Annotated in this window: 15 protein-coding genes and 1 other RNA gene; 15 read left to right on the forward strand and 1 reads right to left on the reverse strand. The window is 45.4% G+C overall.

What is annotated here, in order from left to right; all coding sequences use genetic code 11:
• Nucleotides 1-22: 22 nt before the first annotated feature.
• The 9 genes from Q1B04_RS07680 (at nucleotide 23) to Q1B04_RS07720 (ending at nucleotide 11,377) form a co-directional block, all read left to right on the forward strand.
• Complete coding sequence (locus tag Q1B04_RS07680) at nucleotides 23-1,213, forward strand: O-antigen ligase family protein (protein WP_299757619.1); 1,191 nt, start codon at nucleotides 23-25, stop codon at nucleotides 1,211-1,213.
• Entirely contained in the window at nucleotides 1,203-2,003 is an 801-nt protein-coding gene (locus Q1B04_RS07685; protein WP_299757622.1) for a glycosyltransferase, read from the forward strand. The genes Q1B04_RS07680 and Q1B04_RS07685 overlap by 11 nt, the downstream gene beginning before the upstream one ends.
• Nucleotides 2,000-3,304, forward strand: a complete 1,305-nt coding sequence (locus tag Q1B04_RS07690; protein WP_299757624.1) for an O-antigen ligase family protein — start codon at nucleotides 2,000-2,002, stop codon at nucleotides 3,302-3,304. The genes Q1B04_RS07685 and Q1B04_RS07690 overlap by 4 nt, the downstream gene beginning before the upstream one ends.
• Before the next feature lie 47 nt (nucleotides 3,305-3,351).
• Complete coding sequence (locus Q1B04_RS07695; protein ID WP_299757626.1) at nucleotides 3,352-4,725, forward strand: undecaprenyl-phosphate glucose phosphotransferase; 1,374 nt, start codon at nucleotides 3,352-3,354, stop codon at nucleotides 4,723-4,725.
• Nucleotides 4,726-4,815: 90 nt separating this feature from the next.
• Nucleotides 4,816-6,213 (forward strand): histidine--tRNA ligase, encoded by a 1,398-nt coding sequence (hisS, locus tag Q1B04_RS07700; protein WP_299757628.1) that lies wholly within the window; start codon nucleotides 4,816-4,818, stop codon nucleotides 6,211-6,213.
• Between the two features lie 4 nt (nucleotides 6,214-6,217).
• The gene (gene hutH, locus Q1B04_RS07705) at nucleotides 6,218-7,708 is read left to right on the forward strand and encodes a histidine ammonia-lyase (RefSeq protein ID WP_299757631.1); all 1,491 of its coding nucleotides are present in this window, start codon (nucleotides 6,218-6,220) and stop codon (nucleotides 7,706-7,708) included.
• Between the two features lie 125 nt (nucleotides 7,709-7,833).
• Entirely contained in the window at nucleotides 7,834-9,759 is a 1,926-nt protein-coding gene (locus Q1B04_RS07710; RefSeq protein WP_299757634.1) for a gliding motility-associated C-terminal domain-containing protein, read from the forward strand.
• Between the two features lie 270 nt (nucleotides 9,760-10,029).
• The gene (locus Q1B04_RS07715) at nucleotides 10,030-10,365 is read left to right on the forward strand and encodes a YbaB/EbfC family nucleoid-associated protein (RefSeq protein WP_299757636.1); all 336 of its coding nucleotides are present in this window, start codon (nucleotides 10,030-10,032) and stop codon (nucleotides 10,363-10,365) included.
• Nucleotides 10,355-11,377, forward strand: a complete 1,023-nt coding sequence (locus Q1B04_RS07720) for a glycosyltransferase family 2 protein (protein WP_299757639.1) — start codon at nucleotides 10,355-10,357, stop codon at nucleotides 11,375-11,377. Before Q1B04_RS07715 ends, Q1B04_RS07720 begins: the two co-directional genes overlap by 11 nt.
• On the opposite strand, the gene Q1B04_RS07725 is transcribed toward Q1B04_RS07720, so the two are convergent.
• Complete coding sequence (locus tag Q1B04_RS07725; RefSeq protein ID WP_299757642.1) at nucleotides 11,372-11,590, reverse strand: PspC domain-containing protein; 219 nt, start codon at nucleotides 11,588-11,590, stop codon at nucleotides 11,372-11,374. The two genes, Q1B04_RS07720 and Q1B04_RS07725, sit on opposite strands and share 6 nt — an antisense overlap.
• A gap of 139 nt (nucleotides 11,591-11,729) precedes the next feature.
• Here Q1B04_RS07725 and Q1B04_RS07730 point away from each other — a divergent pair, with 139 nt between their 5' ends.
• From Q1B04_RS07730 to ligA, 6 genes are all read left to right on the forward strand, one after another.
• Nucleotides 11,730-13,511, forward strand: a complete 1,782-nt coding sequence (locus Q1B04_RS07730) for a tetratricopeptide repeat protein (protein ID WP_299757644.1) — start codon at nucleotides 11,730-11,732, stop codon at nucleotides 13,509-13,511.
• An 86-nt stretch (nucleotides 13,512-13,597) separates the two neighbouring features.
• Nucleotides 13,598-14,581, forward strand: a complete 984-nt coding sequence (locus Q1B04_RS07735; protein ID WP_299757647.1) for a pyruvate dehydrogenase complex E1 component subunit beta — start codon at nucleotides 13,598-13,600, stop codon at nucleotides 14,579-14,581.
• A 674-nt stretch (nucleotides 14,582-15,255) separates the two neighbouring features.
• Complete coding sequence (locus Q1B04_RS07740) at nucleotides 15,256-16,095, forward strand: DUF2279 domain-containing protein (protein WP_299757649.1); 840 nt, start codon at nucleotides 15,256-15,258, stop codon at nucleotides 16,093-16,095.
• Between the two features lie 99 nt (nucleotides 16,096-16,194).
• Nucleotides 16,195-17,148: a DUF2027 domain-containing protein gene (locus Q1B04_RS07745; RefSeq protein ID WP_299757653.1), complete on the forward strand. Its 954-nt coding sequence runs from the start codon at nucleotides 16,195-16,197 to the stop codon at nucleotides 17,146-17,148.
• A gap of 147 nt (nucleotides 17,149-17,295) precedes the next feature.
• Nucleotides 17,296-17,678, forward strand: an RNA gene (gene rnpB / locus Q1B04_RS07750) — RNase P RNA component class A.
• A 264-nt stretch (nucleotides 17,679-17,942) separates the two neighbouring features.
• Nucleotides 17,943-19,952, forward strand: a complete 2,010-nt coding sequence (ligA, locus tag Q1B04_RS07755) for an NAD-dependent DNA ligase LigA (RefSeq protein ID WP_299757656.1) — start codon at nucleotides 17,943-17,945, stop codon at nucleotides 19,950-19,952.
• The last annotated feature ends 60 nt before the right edge of the window (nucleotides 19,953-20,012 follow it).

A 20,012-nucleotide genomic window follows, 5' to 3' on the forward strand; every position in this document is an offset into this window, starting at 1 on the left:
ACCAAGCGATGCTAACTTTAAAATGCGACTAAAAGTTAACTGCTTCAGTATTTACTTATTTGTTTTCTTTCTGCTCCTTAACTTCCAGACACTGGGACTGACAGGTTGGATAAAAGATGAAGAGTCTTCCATAAAGCTATATCACCTGTTTTCTGTTTTTTTTATTCCATGCCTATTGTTGGTAGGGAGCAGAAACGCATTGTTTAAAATGCCGTTTTTTATTCTTGAATATTTTATCGGAATTATTCTTATATCTCTTCTGCTGTTTTTGATTTATCCGTTTAACAGACTGCTGTTAAATCATGTATTCGCTTTCTATGCCTTTTTTATCGGTTACCATCTGGCAAGAATTCTAAGTACGGAGGAGATTTTCTCTAAGCTGCGCCAAGTTGTATTGGTTGTTTCTATAATTATAGTGGGCAAGTTACTCTTCCACATCCCCGAAATCAGAAATTTCATGAAAGCTCCGGATGGCCACCCCGATATTTACACTATATATGGAGGTGGCACTAATCTGGAGGCAACTTGGTTGGGACTTAACTCTGCTATCTTCGTCAACAGAAAAAGACTTTTCTACATACTCCTGATAATAACGTTTCTGGTTAGCATTTTATATGCTTCTAGAGTAGGCGTGGTCATAGCATTTTTGGTTGCAGGCTTTAAATTCATATCTTCTGCCACATCCTACAAAGAAAGAAAGTCTATCATTGCGCTTTCAGTACTTGCCGCTGTGGCCTTTATCATCTTGGTTGATCTGGATAATCTTGCCGAGAAGGTATACGCCTTAAAACGATTCACTGATTTTGGAGACAGTTCCGACAAGGGAATGGCCGGAAGATTTGCCATGTGGCAATACTATGGCACAGCCCTGTGGGAAAGCAAACTCATGGGCTACGGTGCAGGAAACGGCATGTATGCCATTGAGTCAGTTTCTGGCAATGACTACCCAGAAGACAATCTCCACAATCTATACATGCAAATTTTATTGGAGTTTGGGTGTTTAGGATTACTACTATACTTGATAATAGTCTACAATATCAGCTTTAAAGCTTTCAAAGCTCGGTTAGTTAACCCTATAGCAATCGTTTTGCTGATTTATTTCATAGCATCCCTTATTCAATTCAGAGGCACAGATGCATTAATATGGTTTTTTATGGGTATTTTTTTACAAACTGACTCAAACAGAGTAAATTTTGCATCGAATGAAGCGTGATATTGTTGTCCTGATCCCTCATTATAACAATCCGGCAGGTCTTCGAAAGTCTTTGGCTAGTATAGAATATACTATGCCGATCGATGTGTTGATTGTTGACGATGGAAGTTCTAAGAAGCCCGATGAGCAAGGCCTACATGAGCTCTTTAAAGGAAAGCTGAACTTAAACTTCATATATAATAAGGTTAACCAAGGAATAGAAGGCACGCTTAATATAGGCTTAAAGTATATTCAAGAGCAAATGGCTATACAGTATATAGCCCGACTTGATTGCGGAGACACCTGCAACCCACTTAGATTTATAAAGCAAAAGCAGATTTTAGATGATTACCCGGATTTTTACTTAATCGGATCCTGGGTTGATTTTGTAGACGATTCTGGCAGGAAAATATATACCTATAAAGCTCCGAGCAATCATAAAGACATAGTTAACAATATGTTCTTGAAATGCAGCTTTATACACCCCTCCGTAATGTTTCGAGCTGCTGCACTGCATAAGATAGGCTTATATCCTACAAAGTATAAAGCAGCTGAGGATTATGCCTTTTTCTTTAACTTTGTAAAAACATATAAAACCCACATAATTCAGGAGGTTCTGACATATTGTGAGGTTAATTATGGAGGCATTTCGGTTACTAAGCGTAACACGCAGCTTAACAGTAAACTTAAGATATTGTATGATAACAAAGCGGCTTCCCCTTATTTTATACTTGGTTTAGCTCGAAACTTTATGCTTAAATTTATTCCCTATACAATAGTTGCTAAAGCAAAAGCTTTGTTATTAAAATGAGTAAGCTCTTTTCATTACACAACAAAGAATATATCATACAACAGGGGTTCTTTTACAGCCTTCTTTTTGTTGCCATTTCTATATTCTCTCCAAAAATTATAGTCTTTAATATAGCAACCATTGCTCTGTTTATTTTTTGGGTTCTGGACGGCAAGTTTAAGCTTAAGACCAAAAGAATTCTGAATGACCCTGTTGCTATACTATTTATATTGCTTTTCATAGTTTATGTGATAGGTTTTTTTTACACAGAGAATACCGAAGAGGGCTTTAAGAGTATTGAAACAAAGGCGCCATTACTCCTATTCCCGATAGTTATTGGTTCTTATAATTTAAATAAAGACTATATTTATAAAGTGCTACTATACTTTGCGATAGCTTGCACCCTGTTCAGTGCCATCGCATTACTTTATCAAATAAACGTAGTAAGGGAAAAACAGGATTTTAACTATTTTTTTAATGATGGGTTAGTGGCTATAATGGATAAAAAGGCAGTATACTATGCTATCTATGTCTCTTTCTCCATATTAATATTTCTCAACCTCATTTTATATAAGTTCTCCAGCATAAGCAGAATTAGTAAAATATTATCGATTATAGCAGTAGTTTTTCTTTTACTAATACTGTTCCTCTTAGCTGCCAGAACATCTCAAGTAGTTTTATTATCAATACTAGTTACAACTTTAGTAGGTTTAGGTGTTAAATCTGGTAAAATTATACATGCTGCTGTACTTATAACCACTCTTGTTGGTTTCATAGTCGTGTTGTCTGTGTTGTTTCCGCAGACTATCTCACGTTTTAAAAATCTTAGAAACCTGAGCTATGATTTTTCTAACAAGGAAGACATCTATCACTTTTCTGGCGCAGATAATGATGCGCAGTGGAATGGCATAAACTTGCGTTTGGCAAAATGGGTTTGTGCCGTAGATGTTATTAGAGAAAACCCCGTTAGGGGAGTAGGAAGTGGTGATGTAAAAGATGCTATGGTAGCATCATATAAAAAGAGAGGGTTCTTGTATGCAGCAGAAAACAAATTCGATCCACACAATCAGTTTCTTGATACTACAGTAGGTGTAGGCTTAATAGGTCTTATCATTTTGTTATTATGTTATTTTGTCCCTCTCCTACTTGCGATCAAATGGCGCAGTTGGCTTCTAACTACCTTTTTGCTCTTGATAATATTTAGTTCATTCACAGAGTCTATACTTAGTAGAGCACAAGGGATCACCTTTTATTGCTTTTTTATATTTTTGCTACTACAATACTCATTACCTGGAAAGTATCCAAAACGCATCACAAACTAGTCTCAAGCATTTATTTTAGCGTTTTATATTAAATTAAATTACTATAAATGTCTGTCCGCTACTCTAAGTATATCAAACTGATTCATATCTTAGGTGATATAGCCGCTTTTGCACTATCTATTGGCGTGGCTTTCATGCTGGCTCCTTTCTATACAGATCAATCACTGTATTACATTTTCCTGCTTGGCGCAATAGTGAGTTGGTTTGCGTGCACTACGTTGCTGGGCACATATAAAATATACCGCGTCACAACAAGGTTTAGAGTTATCTTGATTGCCTTCAAAGCTTTACTATTATATATATTATTAGTTGAGGCAGGCCTTAATATTTTAGATGTAAAGCTTATTTCAAGACAAATTCTTGTTTCTCACTATTTAGCTTTAATAATCTTAATAGTACTTTTCAGGATAGCTGTTACTACAGCCTTGCGGATTTATAGGCGAAGAGGGTATAATCTTCGGAAGGTCATCATTGCAGGACGTAATGAAATGGCATTAGAGCTAGAGCAATTTTTTAAGAGTCACCCGGAATTCGGTTACGAATTTATCGGATTTTTTCATAATGGAGCTGTTCCTGGCAATAAATTCAAAGGTCAAGTTTCTGATATCGAAAATTTTATAAAACAGCATGAAGTGCATGAGATTTATTGCTGCCCTTTTGAACTCTCAGAACAAGAAACTATAAAACTCTTAAGTATTTCTGACGATAATTTACTGCGTATCAAATTTTTGCCAGAGCCTTTAAGCTACACGCATCAGCAATTAAAAATGGACTTTTATGATGCATTGCCTGTTCTCATGGTGCGTGCTATACCTTTAGATGATGTTGTAAATAAGTTTTTCAAAAGAGTTTTTGACATTGTATTCTCTCTTACCGTAGTTGTTCTGCTCTTGTCATGGCTGCTACCAATCCTGGCTCTACTAATAAAGGTTAATTCTAAAGGACCTGTTTTCTTCAAACAGGTTCGCTCCGGCCTGGATAACAAAACATTCAATTGCTATAAACTAAGGACAATGTATGTAAATTCAGAAGCTAATTCTCAACTTGCTCAAAGAGGGGATTCTAGAATTACACGCATTGGCGCTTTTCTTAGGAAGACAAGTTTAGATGAGCTGCCTCAATTTTTCAATGTGCTTTTTGGGCAAATGTCCATTGTTGGCCCACGCCCCCACATGCTGAAGGCAGACGAAGAATATGCGATGGTAGCAGAAAAATACAAAGTTCGACATTTTGTGAAGCCAGGCATAACGGGGCTGTCGCAGGTGCGGGGATACCGTGGAGATACAACTGAAAATTATCAGATTAGAGGTCGGACTAAACTAGATATTTTCTACCTAGAAAACTGGTCTTTCTTTCTGGATCTAAAGATTATTTTCTACACAATTTATAATGTTGTAAAAGGAGAAGAGAACGCATTTTAGCAAAACACCGCCATCTCACATAACTCATCTCTTTTCATCCTCCCACCTTTGCTTCACTTTTAGTAACTTCGCGGGGAAACCTGCAAAAGCATGAGCAAAGAGAAACCATCTATACCAAAAGGAACAAGAGATTTTGGCCCAGCTGTCGTGGCCAAGCGCAACTATATTTTCGGCGTAATCCGTAGCACATTCCAGAAGTTTGGCTATTTGCCGCTCGAAACGCCTGCCATGGAGCAGCTGTCGGTGCTCACCGGAAAGTATGGCGACGAAGGAGATCAACTGATCTTCAAGATCCTGAACTCCGGCGACTTCCTTAGCAAAACTAAACCCGAAGATATTGACCAAGGTTCTAAACACCTGACGCGCAAAATCTCTGAGAAAGCCTTGCGTTACGACCTGACGGTGCCTTTTGCGCGTTACGTGGTCATGAACCGCAATGAAATTACCTTTCCGTTTAAGCGTTACCAGATACAGCCGGTTTGGCGGGCGGACCGTCCGCAGAAAGGCCGTTACCGTGAGTTTTACCAGTGTGATGCCGATGTGGTTGGCACAAACTCACTCCTGTGTGAGGCTGAGATCGTGCAGATGATAGATGAGGTGCTGACGACACTGGAACTGAAAGACTTTACTATTAAAATTAACCACAGGGGAGTTTTGGCCGGTATAGCCGAAGCAATTGGTGAAAAAGGCAGAGAAGGCGACATTTGTGTAGCTATTGATAAGCTAGATAAAGTCGGTCAGGAGGGTGTACGTAAAGAACTCCTGGAGCGGGGCATTTCTGAGGAAGCAGTGAATAAGCTGGAGCCGCTTTATGACCTTACCGGCGACAATGAGCATAAGCTGGAGCAACTTCAGGCTATACTTGGCGAGACAGCGGAAGGACAGCGAGGGCTAAACGACCTGCGCCAAGTATGGCAATACCTGACACAGTTAGGAAGTTACGCTCTCTCCACGCAAAACCCATCTGGTGAGCCGCGTCTTATGCTGGATGTAACCCTTGCAAGAGGTCTCTCCTACTACACCGGCTGCATTTTTGAGGTGAAAGTCAATAACGTGAGTATGGGCAGTATTAGTGGTGGCGGCCGCTACGATAACCTGACAGGCATGTTCGGCTTACCGGGTGTGTCTGGCGTTGGCTTCTCCTTTGGCGTTGATCGTATATATGATGTACTGGAGGAGTTGGAGCTCTTCCCGAGCAGTAGCCAACTGAGCACAAAAGTGCTTATTGTGCAGTTTGATAAAGAGTCTGAGGTATACTCTCTCCCGCTGCTGCAGAAGCTCCGAGACGCCGGTATTGCCTCTGAGTTGTATCCGGAAGCTGCAAAGCTAAAGAAGCAAATGAGTTACGCCGATCAGAAAAATATTCCTTTTGTGCTTTTAATTGGCTCAGAAGAGATCAAAAGCGGCAAATTAAAACTCCGGGATATGCAAACCGGAGAGCAGGACGAGCTATACATCGACGATATAATCGCTCAACTTAAAGCCTAGCTTTATGGCCAACGAACACCACATCTCCAGCCAGCAACTGACGCTGGATACAATTCAGACTATCCTAAAAGACAATTATACTTTAGCATTGTCCGAGGAGGCGGAGCAGCGCATTATACATTGCCATGAATACCTGCAGCAGAAAATCAGCGAAAACAGCCACAGCATTTATGGCATCAACACCGGTTTCGGGTCGCTTTACGACAAAAAGATTTCCCCTGCCGATCTGGAACAGTTGCAGCGCAACCTGATGATGTCGCATGCCTGCGGAACTGGCGATGAGGTGCCGCAGGAAGTAGTGAAACTGATGCTGCTGCTCAAGATTCAGTCGTTGGCTTACGGGCATAGCGGCGTGCAGCTGAAAACGGTAAAACGCCTGATTGATTTCTATAACCGTGATATTTACCCGATAGTTTACCAATTGGGTTCGTTAGGTGCCAGCGGCGATCTTGCTCCCTTAGCCCACCTCTGCCTCCCTCTTTTGGGTTTAGGCGAAGTATACTTCCAGGGGATGAAACTGGAAAGCCGCCATGTCTTAGAGATGTTCAGCTGGGAACCTATTGCCTTGAAGGCTAAAGAAGGGCTGGCGCTCTTGAACGGCACTCAGTTTATGAGCGCTTACGGCGTATGTACTCTCCTGATGGCCAAACGTATTTCTCAGCAAGCCGATATTATAGGGGCTTTGTCGTTGGATGCTTATGATGGACGGATGGAGCCTTTTAACCGACTTATACATAACGTGCGCCCACACAAAGGGCAACTGCAAACCGCCGAAATTATTCGCCATGTTTTAGCAGATAGTCAGTTAGCTAAGCAGGAGAAGCAGCACGTGCAGGACCCTTACTCCTTCCGTTGCATTCCGCAGGTACACGGTGCCTCTAAAGATGCTATAAACTACGTGGAGCAGGTTTTTCTTACGGAAATAAATGCTGTTACCGATAACCCGAACATCTTTCCAGAGGAGGATGAGATTATTTCGGGAGGTAACTTCCATGGGCAGCCGTTGGCGTTGGCGCTGGACTTCCTGGCAATTGCCGTTGCTGAACTAGGCAGCATAGCCGAGCGCAGAACTTATCAGCTGATTTCGGGGCAACGTGGCTTGCCGGCATTTCTGGTGGCGGAGCCAGGCTTAAACTCCGGTTTTATGATCAGCCAGTACACGGCAGCCTCTATCGTGAGCCAAAGTAAACAGCTCTGTACCCCCGCCTCGGTCGATACCATCCCGTCGTCGCACAACCAGGAAGACCACGTAAGTATGGGAGCAAATGCCGCTACCAAAGCTTACCAGGTGGTGCACAATACGGAGCGGGTGCTGGCCATAGAGCTTTTGAATGCGGCACAGGCAATGGAATTCCGGAGACCACAAAAAACTTCGGCTCAGTTAGAGCAGCTTTTAGCAGCCTACCGCGAGCAGGTTCCGTTTGTCTCAACAGATCGTGTGCTCCATTACGATATCAAGCAGAGCATCTCATTTTTACGCACTTATACTTTATAAATCATACTTTTGAATTGCTAAAAGCCTTTGCCATTGCCGTGGCAGAGGCTTTTCTTTTTAGCTTGTGCCAACTTTTATGGTGTACTTTTATTAATTTGATCGTAAAGGCAATAGAAAAGAACAGAGTGAGATACCTCCTTACCATATGGCTACTACTTTTTGCTGCAGGGGCGCAAGCTCAGAAGTGTATAGCCGCGCTCGATGCAGCCGGCAATGAAATAGAGCAGCTTTGCGTAGGCCAGGAAGTTACGTTTAAAGACTGCTTTGATCAGGCTGACGATGACAAGGAGTACTACATTTTCGACTACAAGGGAGAATCTCCTATACCCACCCCCACAACTACAAATAAAAGACATACTTATACAGCCCCCGGAAGGTATAAAGTGCTCCAGATTGCTAATTATGGCAGTAATACTACTACCGATACGCTATCTAAAGTATATGAAGTGAAAGCTGTTCCGGAGCCTGTTTTCACTACCCAAAGCTGCGCGAGCGGAGCCGTTTCTTTTACAATTACAAATCCCGACTACGACAATTATTCATTTGACTTTGGCGACGGAACTTCTCAGGAAACAGACGGCAGCACACCTGTCACTCATACTTATACTTCACAAGGCAGCTATACCGTAACCCTTACCGGCAATTACATAACCAACACCTGCCAAAATACAAGCACACAAACAGTAGCCACGCTTCCGCTTCTGGACTCTGACAACCCTACACAAATTGTAAAACTAACTATACTGGAGCAGGCCGAAAACGGAAGTATACAACTGGAACTGGCCGGACTTGTACCAGGCTATGCTTATACAATTGAGCAGTATACAGGAGATTTTAGAAATCTTTACAGAGAAATCGATGTCCTTGAAGAGGTTAACAGCAGCACGCTTACCCACACCATTAACAATGTGAATACAACGGAAGGAGTATGGTATCTGGTCCGTCCGCTCGATGCATGTGATGTAATTTTCATAAACTCTAACGTGGTGAGCGGCGTGGCGCTTCAGGTGCAGACCGATGCAGAACAGGTACAGTTGGAGTGGGAAATTCTACCTGATTTCGGCGCTTTTGAAGTATACAGAAATGGGCAACTGCTGCAGTCTCTGCCCGGCACAGCCCGCTCTTATATTGATAATGAGGTAAGCTGCGGACAAGTCTATAGTTATTATATAATCGGGACAGGCACCGATCCGCAAGGCGATGCTTATACTTCTGTTTCAGCAATACTAAACGCAGAGGTCACTTCTTCGGCCATACCAGCTGCTCCTTTCCTGCTTTCAAGCTTTGATTTCAACAACCAGGTAGAGTTAACGCTGCAACTGCCGGACAAGGAACAGATAGCTACCGCCACCATTGCTAAAAGTATAAATGGCTCACTTTTCCAAAATTTGACACAGACGCAGCAAACCATTTTATTTGATGAAAACGCTGCGCTGCAACCAGTTTGCTACCGCGCCACTTTTACGAATGTGTGTAATAATACTTCGCCAGTCAGCAATATTACATGCCCGGTAATTCTGGAGGCCGAAAAGCAGAACGACGGAAGTATAAACCTGAGCTGGTCTGATTTCAGCGGCTTTCCGGACGGGGTTGGCCAGTACACAGTCGAGTTACTGGATCAGTCGGGGAACGTCGTTTTGACCTACCCTACCAGCGGAGGCACCTTCACGGATCAAACATTAAGCAATGAACTGCCCGTGTTGCGCTATCGAATACGCGCCACCTCGCAAAACGGCACAGGTATTTCTTACTCTAACCTTGTAGAGGTGGAGCAGGATGCGCTGGTATACATTCCGAGTGCGTTTACACCAAACGGTGACGGCTTGAATGATCTTTTTGAGATAAAAGGCAAATTCTACAATGGCTACACGATGCGCATTTACAACCGGGCAGGCAATGTGATATATGAAGGCTCCGAGGCAGATGCAGCCTGGGATGGCACCTCCGATGGGCGTGAAATCCCGGCGGGAGCCTATGCTTATCTTATTACCTTCCAAACAACTTTCGGCACCACCAAAAAGAAAACCGGAACCATTACCCTGCTTCGGTAGCTTAAGCTAACTGCCTCTTTCAAAGTATGGCCGCACCTCTTCTATAAAGTACATCAGCAGGAGTTTATACTTATAGCCACTTCTCTTTTTGTAATTCTGCTTATAAGGATGATCAACTTAAGTATGAATACTTTGAGCAAATCTGAAGTTTGAGGAGTTGTTTGTTAATGCCTATACTTGAAGCATCGTAAGCTTAATGATCGTATATTTGCGTATAAGCACACAAGCCGTAAACGGCTATGTCACCAATTACCCTATAAAGCAAAAACTATGTTTGATATGATGGGCATGATGGGCAAGATTAAAGAAGCCCAGGCCAAAATGAAGGAAGCGCAGGAGAAACTGAAAGACATTACTGTAACCGCCGAATCCGGTGCAGGTCTTGTGAAAGCCACTGTAAACGGCCAGCGCCAGCTCCTGAAGATAGAAATTGACGAAACGATCCTGAATGCGGACGACCGCGAAATGGTAAACGATTTAGTAGTTGCAGCTGTGAACAATGCCATGCTAACCGCGGGCGAGCGTGCACAGGAAGAAATGCGCAAGCACACTGAAGGCCTTATCCCGAACATACCCGGCTTAGACCTCGGCAGCTTTGGACTATAAACCGCCGCACACAGCCGTTGTTATACTTAACTGGAACGGCCTGCGACATTTACAAGAGTTTCTGCCATCAGTGGTAGCGAATAGCGGCAATGCAGAGATCATTGTGGCTGATAACGCTTCCACTGATGGCTCTATTCCTTTTCTGCAGGAGCACTTTCCACAGGTGCGCCTGATACAGCTGCCCGAAAACTTCGGCTTTTGCGAAGGGTATAATAAAGCGCTGCAGCAGGTGCAGGCCAAGTACTATGTTTTACTCAACTCTGATGTGGATGTGCCTCCGGGTTGGATAGAGCCTATAGTGCAGCTGATGGAGCAAGACCAAAGTATAGCCGTCTGCCAACCTAAAATTCTGGCGCAGCAGCACCCAGGTTTTTTTGAGTATGCTGGTGCGGGTGGCGGAATGTTGGATGTTTTGGCTTATCCCTATTGCCGTGGCCGCCTCTTCGAAACCTTGGAAGAAGATAAAGGGCAGTTTAACGATGTGCAGGAAGTTTTCTGGGCTACCGGTGCCTGTATGTTTGTCCGAGCAGATGTATACCTAAAGTTAGGAGGCTTAGAACCAGCTTTTTTTGCCCATATGGAGGAAATTGACTTCTGCTGGCGGGCCAAAAATGCAGGCTATAGAGTGATGTATAACGGCCATAGCTGCGTGTATCATGTTGGAGGCGGCACTTTACATAAGTCTAACCCGCGCAAAACCTATTTGAATTTCCGAAATGGTTTGGCGCTGCTGTACAAAAATGTTCCGGCAAAGGAGTTGGTCACTTCCATGTTGCTCCGTCTCCTTCTGGATTGGGTGGCAGCTCTCCGAATGTTTGTGGCAGGTCAGCACAAAGATGCAAAAGCTGTTTTAGATGCACACGCCGACTTGCTAAGGCACCACAAATACTGGCGCCGCCGCAGAAAGGAGCAGCAGCCGAAAGGCAATTTCCCTTACATGAGCGGCGTTTACAAAAGTAGTATTGTGTGGCAGTATTTTATCCGGCAGAAAAGAACGGTTCGGGAGCTATAAATCCCAAACAGTGCTGCGCTCGCGGCGTAAACTTTTCTGAACGTTCATCCAAAAGGCCAGCATCAGGTATAAAAGAACAGGAGAGCCCATGGTTAAGAATGAGACGTAGATGAACGTGAGGCGGATGCTGCTGGAGGCAAAGCCCAGCTTCTCCCCTAGCATCGTGCACACACCAAAAGCTTGTGATTCGATAAAGTATTGAAGCCGTTTCATGATCATCTGAATTAAATTCTAAATTATACTTTGTTCCTCAAACATCAAAATAAAGCAACACCTGAGGCAGTATAACTATAAACGAGAAAATATAGTTTGTGGTGTAACCTACATTTACGGCTATCGAAAAAAACAGGACATGCAACAGTACAAAAAAAACAGAAACTTCTTACTTCTCCTATCTCTCACATTAAGTGTTGGCGGCTCCGGCTGCACGCTTCAGCGCATGGTTAACACTGCCGAAAAGCACCAACAGGTAACCGTGGAGCCTTCTCCGCTAACAACAAACGGGGAAAGCGTAAATTTTGAACTGAAGGCGCAGGTACCCGAAAAACTCATCCGCGATGAAGAAGTATACAAGCTGGATATATACTATGTGTACGACAACGAAAAGCGCGAAAACATCGGCACATATAGTTTTGAGTTCGGTGAGTTTCTGTACGAGGATAAAAAACCGACTATTATTAAACAGCTTTCCTTCCCTTATGCTCCCGAAAAATCTACGGGGCAGCTGATGGTGCAGGGCCGCGCCATCGACAAAAAAGACAATGGCATTGCCTATACCGACCCAAAACAAGTAGCCAAAGGACTGAACACCACGCCTCTGCTGCTGGTGCGCAACAACGACTTTACCTTCGCTGCCAATAAGTATGCACAGCAAACCGATAGCACCGGTAAGCTTATTTTTTACTTTGAGCAGAATCAGGCCAAGCTGGATGACTTGTCGGATGAAAAGTTAAAGGTGTTGGACCAGTATGTCATGGATAATGTGCCCTCGCAGACGATAACAATTGTGGGCATGCGCGCACCCGGAGAGAGAAGTGCAGATCTGGCTCAAAAGCGCGCCCAGACGCTGGAGCAGTATTACCGCCAGAAAATGAAAGTGCTGGACTACAGCGGCAAAAAAGTAACCATCACCGCAGAAGTACAGGACAATACGCTGGAAACGCTGAAGCAGAAAATAGCAGCTACAGCGCTTCCGAAAGCACAGAAGCAGCAGGTGCTGGCTATACTTAATGGTGAGCAAAGCGAGCAGGAAAAACTTCAGGCTCTGCAGCAGACCGAGGCATTTCCATACTTGCAGAAGTATGTGTATCCTAGCCTGCAAGCCGCACAGATAGCATTTAACTACAACCGCAGCCGCAGACCCGACTACGAACTGTACTTGATGGCGCAGCGCATTGCCAACGAAGAAGTAGACGCTGATGAACTGACGGAAGAGGAACTGCAGCATGCCGCTACGCTCACGCCTATACTTTCTGAGAAGCGCAAACTGTACGAAGCTGCTGTAAAAACAACTGACAAATGGCCGGCATACTATAATTTAGGCGTTGTATACAATGAGATGGCTCTCAAAGATTTTCGCCCAGCCGCCAAAAAATCATTCCTGGAAAAAGCAGTCCATAACCTGACTTACGCGGGTTATCGTAACCCAACAGCTCCTATCTTCTACAGCCTCGCCAGTGCCTACCATCAGCTTGGCGAGTATGACAAAGCGCTGGAAAACTACTCTTATGCGGCAACTTTAGGTGGAGACGAGGAAATGCTTCAGTCCATTTTTGCAGATAAAGCGGCCCTGGAAATTGAAACAGGCAGGTATAACGACGCCATCAGCAGCCTGCGCTACGCCGGCGACGGCTACCAGACAAACATGAACCTGGGGTTGAGCTACCTGCTAAAAGAAAACTACGAAGGGGCTGAGGAATTTTACCTGAAGGCTCTGGAGCAAAAGCCAAATGATGCACTGGCTTACTACAGTATGGCCATTATTGGTGCCCGTACCCAAAACGAGCAAATGCTGGAGCAGGGTCTTCGCCGTGCTGTTAGTGCCGACAAAAATTTTATGCAGAAAGCGATTAATGACATGGAATTCGAAGCCTACCGCAACAACCAGGCCTATAAAGACGCACTGATTCGTTAACTAGTAGCCCAAAAACTCAGCAGTATATTGTATTTTGACAGAGTTCTCTTAATTTTACCTGCAGAACCGAGAATTAAACATCATATATGCGAAGTATACAGTTTAGAGAAGCCCTGCGCGAAGCGATGTCTGAAGAGATGCGCCGCGACAAGAGCGTGTTTCTGATGGGTGAAGAAGTTGCCGAGTACAACGGAGCTTACAAAGTTAGCCAAGGCATGCTGGACGAATTTGGTCCTGAGCGTGTAATCGATACCCCTATTGCCGAGCTTGGTTTTGCCGGTATCGGTGTAGGTGCCGCCATGAACGGCCTGCGCCCGATCATCGAGTTTATGACCTTCAACTTCTCGCTGGTCGCCATCGATCAGGTTATTAACTCTGCCGCTAAGCTCATGTCTATGTCTGGTGGTCAGTATGGTGCACCAATGGTATTCCGTGGCCCAACAGGCAGCGCCGGCATGCTGTCTTCGCAGCACTCGCAGAACTTCGAGAACTGGTATGCTAATACGCCAGGTCTTAAAGTAGTAGTTCCTTCTAACCCATACGATGCTAAGGGATTGTTGAAATCTGCCATCCGCGATAATGACCCTGTCATTTTTATGGAGTCTGAGCAGATGTACGGCGATAAAGGCGAAGTACCTGAGGAGGAGTATACTATTCCTATTGGTGTAGCCGACGTTGTGCGTGAAGGTTCTGACGTAACCATCATATCTTTTGGCAAGATGATGAAAGTGGCCCTGGCTGCTGCCGAAGAACTAGCAAAAGACGGCATCAACGCCGAGGTAATTGACCTGCGCACTGTTCGCCCTATCGACTACAAGACACTTGTGGAGTCTGTAAAGAAAACCAACCGCATGGTGGTTGTGGAAGAGGCTTGGCCGTTGGCTTCCATTTCTGCTGAGATTGCCTACCACATCCAAAGCAACGCTTTTGATTACATGGATGCTCCGGTGAAGCGTGTTACCTGCCGCGATGTGCCGCTTCCGTATGCACCAACTCTTATTGAGGCATCGCTGCCAAACGTAGAGCGCACAATCGAGGCTGTAAAATCAGTAATGTATAAAAAAGCATAAGTATAAATTGCTTTACAATATACCCAGCGGCGGAGCAGAAATGTTTCGCCGCTGTTGTTTTATACCTGCCCGAATCAGGATTTGCAGGATTAGTGGATGGACAGGGTTTTCTGCAGCACTGGGTAAGTCCACCGCTGCCACATACTTACGGAGAATTGCGCGGTCACGATTTCATCTCCCCTGCCAAATTTGAAGGGGAACTTTGGACAAGCTCCGTCAGCCTTGGTAATCCAACCACCCCTAACCCCTCAGAGCTACGCTCGCTAGTTCGAACTCCCATTCTCACTAGGCTGAGGCGGGGGACTTTTACCCCGCCCCGGCCCTCCCCTTTAATAGAGGGCTCCTACCCCCAAAACAAGGCGGGGAATTTTGTTGAAGCCCCGTCAGCTGTGGCTTCGAAATGATTCCTAGTCTTTCCGTGGGGGTAGGGATCCAAAGCCAGAGATGAAATAAGCAGCTGGTATAGCCGTGGATGAACAGCGGCTAGAAAAGATGACCTGGCACACGTTAAGAGATACAGGAGCTATGAAAGTATAGCAGAAGCAAGTATGAAGTCCCAAATCATCCTAAGACAGCTAATCTTACTTATACCAAATATCCCCTATCTTTGCCCCATGCGCCTGCGACACATGCTATACCTGCTACTTTTGCTACTCTGCCTGCCGCGGCAAAGTATGGCACAGGCAGCAACGGACACAACAGAAGTAAATAATAAGCGCTTGCTGATGCTGGGCTCCACCTTTGCGGTGGGTTATACTTCGTTGCTGATCTCGCTTAACCAAGCCTGGTACACCGAAGAAGAGCGCACCGATTTTCATTGGTTCAACGATAATAAACAGTGGAAACAGGTAGATAAAGTAGGTCACTTCTGGGGGGCTTTTCATCAAAGCCGTGCCGGAATAGACATGCTGCGCTGGGCTGGAGTTCCTGAAAAAAAAGCCATAATTCTCGGAGGACTCACAGGTATTTTGCTGCAAACTCCTATCGAGGTATTTGATGGTTACCAGGCTGATTATGGCGCATCGGTAGGTGATTTACTGGCCAACACCGTTGGCTCTGCGGCTGTAGTGGCACAGGAACTGGCTTGGCAAGAGGTCCGTATCATGCCGAAATTCTCTTTTCATACTACCCGTTTTGCTGATATGCGCCCTAATGTTCTGGGAAGTAGTTTAGCTGAGCAGGCTCTGAAAGATTATAACGGGCAAACCTATTGGCTTTCAGTAGATGTAGGGGCTTTTCTGAATGAGAAAACTAAATATCCGAAGTGGCTGAACTTAGCCGTCGGCTATGGCGCTCAGGAGATGGTGTTCAACGACCCGGAAACAAATGCTGCAGCCGGCTTAGATGCGCATCGCCAGTTTTACATTAGCCCCGACCTGAACCTGATGCACTTTAAAGGCAAAAGCAAAGTATGGAACACCGCACTCTATGTGTTGAGCATAATTAAAATACCAGCTCCCGCACTGGAATTCAACCGCAAAGACGGGTTGAAACTGCACCCGCTATACTTTTAAAGCCGCCTCCCCTGCCCAAAGATTCGTATCTTTGCTAAAGAAGATCGAAGGACTTTGCTTATTATAAGCCATAGACCGACAAATTAAAACAAACAAAACATGAACGTAGGAGACCGTGTGCGCCTGATGTCCGGCAGAGAAGAAGGCATTATTACGCGCCTTTTAGATAATAACCTGGTGGAGGTAGCCATCGACAATGATTTTACCATACCTGTTGCCCGCCGCGAAGTGGTAGTGATTGCCGCCGAGGAGCAGAAGTACATGCAACAGGATGAAACTATAATACAGCCATCCAAAAGGAAAGAACCTGTTGCCCCTGTTCTAGCTGCACAAGGTGTTTACCTGGCATTGGTGCACCAGTCTGAGGAACTGCTGGCTGTAACGGTAATAAATAACTCTGATTACGATTTGCTATTTACAAGCGGCGAAGAGCGAGAGAAAAACTACCGTGGACTGCAAAACGACAAGTTGGCCCCAAAAGCAACCCGTACTATCACGCATTATCACCTAAAGGAGTTTGAGAAATGGCCAAACCTCTTAATTCAATTCATTCAGCACCGCAACGGCAGCCCCTCCATTTTTGAGCCTGTTGTAAAGCGTGTGCAGTTTAAAGCAAGCTCTTTCTACAAGAGCAAGCGTACGGCTCCTGTTCTTAATAAAGAGGCTTACCTGTTTCAGCTAGACCAGAAGCCTGTGACCGTTAACCCGGATAAGATAAAGGAACAGCTTGCGGAGGCCGTAGAGAAAAGTGAGAACTATAAGCTTACGGCCCCAGAGCACGAAGTAGACCTCCACATCGAGAAGTTGGTGGACGACCACAGCGGCATGAGCAACAATGCGATGCTGAAACTTCAGTTAGAGCGTTTTCAGGATGCACTGGACAGGGCTATGGCAACAAACATGCACGAAATCGTGTTTATACATGGCGCTGGCAATGGCGTACTGCGCAAGGAGCTGCAGAAAATCCTAAGTCGCACCCAAGGCATCAAGTTCTACGAAGATGCCCGCAAAGAAAAATTTGGCTACGGCGCCACACTTGTAAGACTTAAGTAAGTTTATAAGCTAGAGCGTTAAAGAGTTAGGGAGTTGAGGTTTAAGTATTAGAGTTAAATTTTAACCTTCTAACTTCCCAACCTTCTAACTTAAATCCGCACCGTTGGTGCGGATTTATACCTATCTTTGCATTAGAATAAAGTATCAACGGTAAGCCGTCTTATCGCTGCCCTTCGGGGGAGAGGAAAGTCCGGGCAACACAGAGCATCTTACTTCCTAACGGGAAGGGTCCTGCGCGAGCAGGATACAGCCAGTGCCACAGAAAATAACCGCCAGCCTTGTGCTGGTAAGGGTGAAAAGGTGCGGTAAGAGCGCACCAGCGGCTGGGTGACCAGTCCGGCTGGGTAAACCTTAGGAGTTGAAAGACCAAATAGGCTGACAGTGCCCCGCTTCGGTGGGGCTAAGGGCTGCTCGTCCGATGTCAGTGGGTAGGTCGATGGAGCCTGTGCGTGAGTGCAGGCCTAGATAAATGATAAGACGCGCGCCTTTGGGCGGAGCGACAGAACCCGGCTTACAGGCTTATCGTTGATGTTTTATTTTCATACCTTGGCGCAAGCGCCCGCTTGTGTTTTAATATTCCCTTACATTCGGTGTCGTATAGGTTTCCTTCTCAAGGAAGCTAAGTTTATACTTTAAGTTGTACTCCTATCTCAAAACGGATATTGCGCCAGCCAAAAAGTATAATTCTATTTCATCCTGCCTATCTATTCTAATCCTGTAAATCCTGGGGGTAGGGGCCCTTGAGAAGATTCAGACATTTTCCCTATTTTTACAGGAAGTATAAATCACGAACAATGGCAACAGCACAAGACCCGGCCCTGGAGATAGAGGAGCTGATAGCGAAGATAAATCACCTGAATTACCAATATTACCAAAACAGCGTTTCGGAGGTGTCAGACTTAGAATTCGACCAAATGCTGAAGCGCCTGGAAGAACTGGAATCTAAACATCCGGAACTGCGGTTGCCCCACTCTCCTACCCAGCGCGTGGGGGGCACTGTTACAAAGAATTTCGAAACGGTTTTTCATAAATGGCCAATGCTCTCGCTCAGCAACACCTACTCTGAGGAAGACCTAAGAGAATTTGATAAGCGTGTGCGCAAAATTGTAGGCGATGAAGTAGAGTATGTCTGTGAGCAGAAGTTTGACGGCGTAGCCATCAGCCTTACATACGAGAACGGAAAATTTGTGCAAGGTGCAACGCGCGGCGACGGCACAAGAGGCGATAATATTACAGCAAATGTGCGCACCATCCGGGATATACCTTTACAGGCACATGGCAAAAACTATCCGGAACTGTTTGAGGTGCGGGGCGAGGTGTTTATGCCGCTTCAGGTGTTTGAGCAGCTAAATGCCGAACGTGAAGAAACCGGAGAGCAACTACTGGCCAACCCGCGCAACGCCACCTCCGGCACCTTAAAACAGCAAGATTCCTCAGTGGTAGCCAACCGGAAACTTGGTTGCTTTTCTTACAGCTTCCATACGGAAAACAGCCCTTACGAAACTCATTCTGAGAGCCTGCAAGCGATACAGAAGTGGGGATTTAAGGTGTCTGATACCTGGCGTAAGTGCGGCAATATAGATGATGTGATGGCGTATATAAACGAGTGGGAAACCAGACGCACCGAACTTCCAATTGCTACAGATGGTGTGGTTGTAAAGGTAAACAGCTATGCGCTGCAGGAAGAGCTTGGTTTTACAGCCAAAAGCCCTCGCTGGGCTATCGCCTACAAGTACGCAGCGGAAAACGCATCTACCAAACTGCTCGATATAGAATACCAGGTAGGTCGCACGGGAGCTGTTACGCCAGTGGCCATACTTCAGAAAGTGGCTTTAGCCGGAACAGTGGTAAAACGCGCCTCTGTACATAATGCCAACGAGATGCAGCGCCTGGACCTGCGCCTGGGCGATACCGTTTTTGTGGAAAAAGGTGGAGAAATCATTCCCAAAATTACGGGAGTAGATTTTGAAAAGCGCCCAGCCGAGAGCCAGCCCATACTTTATCCAACCCATTGCCCTGCCTGCGGCACCGAATTAGTGCGAACAGAAGGCGAAGCACAGTTTTACTGCCCTAACGAGAAAGGCTGTGAACCCCAGATATTGGCGAAGCTGGAGCACTTTATTGCCCGCAAAGCCATGAACGTGGATGAACTTGGCCCTAAAACGCTGGTGCAGCTTTACCTTGCTGGCTATGTACGCAACGCAGCCGACCTCTACGACCTGACTTTAGAGCAGCTTGTGCCGCTGGAGCGTATGGGTGAGAAATCTGCCAGTAATATTCTTAAAAGCTTGGATAAGTCTAAGGAAACGCCGTTTGAGCGCGTGCTTTTTGCGCTGGGTATTCGGTTTGTGGGCAGTACCGTAGCTAAAAAACTGGCTGAGGAGCTCCCGGATCTGGAGGCGCTGCGAGGGGCTACCTACGAAGAACTCATCGCCATAAACGAGATTGGAGACCGCATTGCCCAGTCGATTATTGCCTACTTCCAGGATCCGGACCATGTGCAGCTGGTGGAGCGCCTTAAAGCAGCCGGACTGAAGTTTAAATCTGAAAGAACCGCACCAGAAATCCAGAGCGACAAACTGGAAAGCCAAACATTTGTCATTTCAGGTGTGTTTGAAAGTGTGAGCCGCGAAGAGCTGCAGCAGCTTATCGTAAGCCATGGCGGTAAGGTAGTAAGCTCAATCTCAAAAAAGCTCTCTTACCTGGTGGCCGGCGATAAAATGGGACCATCCAAACTGGAAAAGGCGGAGAAGCTGGGTGTAAAAATGCTCTCTGAAGATGAGTTTTTAGCGATGATCAAATAATATATTCTTTTTTCATTTGAATAAGGTGTGAGCCATGATGTGCGCGAGAGCAAAGGCCTA

Source organism: uncultured Pontibacter sp. (assembly GCF_947495565.1).
GTDB lineage: Bacteria > Bacteroidota > Bacteroidia > Cytophagales > Hymenobacteraceae > Pontibacter.